The sequence below is a fragment of the Bifidobacterium sp. UBA6881 genome (genome assembly GCA_002451435.1).
Lineage (GTDB): Bacteria > Actinomycetota > Actinomycetes > Actinomycetales > Bifidobacteriaceae > Bifidobacterium.
The window spans coordinates 20,780-21,265 of record DKCF01000039.1 but is presented as its reverse complement, the minus strand read 5'-3'; the positions used below and the strand labels follow the sequence as shown (position 1 = coordinate 21,265).

Annotated in this window: 3 protein-coding genes; all 3 read right to left on the bottom strand. The window is 58.6% G+C overall.

The genetic code is table 11. From position 1 onward, the window contains the following. On the bottom strand, window positions 1-71 hold a 71-nt coding region (gene rpmF, locus B3C64_RS03380), incomplete at its 3' end, for a 50S ribosomal protein L32 (RefSeq protein ID WP_291533719.1). Further along, the gene (locus B3C64_RS03375) at window positions 71-193 is read right to left on the bottom strand and encodes a ribosomal protein bL36 (protein WP_033501358.1); all 123 of its coding nucleotides are present in this window, start codon (window positions 191-193) and stop codon (window positions 71-73) included. The genes B3C64_RS03375 and rpmF, both read right to left, overlap by 1 nt. Window position 194: 1 nt before the next feature. Further along, window positions 195-458: a type B 50S ribosomal protein L31 gene (locus tag B3C64_RS03370; RefSeq protein ID WP_291533717.1), complete on the bottom strand. Its 264-nt coding sequence runs from the start codon at window positions 456-458 to the stop codon at window positions 195-197. Window positions 459-486 lie beyond the last annotated feature (28 nt).

The following is a 486-nucleotide window of genomic DNA, read 5'->3' as shown; positions in this document are numbered from 1 at the left end:
GGCTTCGCCTTCCAGTTGGAACGGCGTGAATGGGTGTTCGCTCGGGAAGTCCTTGTTTTGGGAAGCGCCATCAGCCTTGCCTCGCTTTCCAGCGTGGATTCTTCTTGTTGATGACGTATAGGTGGCCGCGACGGCGCACGACCATGGATCCGTCCTTGCGCAGCAGGGAGCGGATGGAAGCCTTGACCTTCATGTCACTTGTCCTTTCTGCCGTAGCGTTGGTTGAACTTCTGCACCTGGCCCGCGGCGTCGAGCACCACGGATTTGCCGGTGTAGAACGGGTGTGAGTAGCTGGTGACGTCCACGGTGTACAGCGGGTACGTGTTGCCGTCCTCCCATTCGATGGTGGGGAGCCTGTCGGCCTTGGCCACCAGCGTCGAACGCGTCAGGAACATGGTTCCGGTGGACTGGTCCTTGAACACCACCGGACCGTATGGCGGGTGAATGTCTTTCTGCATTGTGTCGTTTCCTTCGATGAATGTTGTG

Coding starts and splice junctions, on each gene's coding strand:
- B3C64_RS03375 (WP_033501358.1), bottom strand. CDS start 193: ATGAAGGTCAAGGCTTCCATCCGCTCCCTGCTGCGCAAGGACGGATCC.
- B3C64_RS03370 (WP_291533717.1), bottom strand. CDS start 458: ATGCAGAAAGACATTCACCCGCCATACGGTCCGGTGGTGTTCAAGGAC.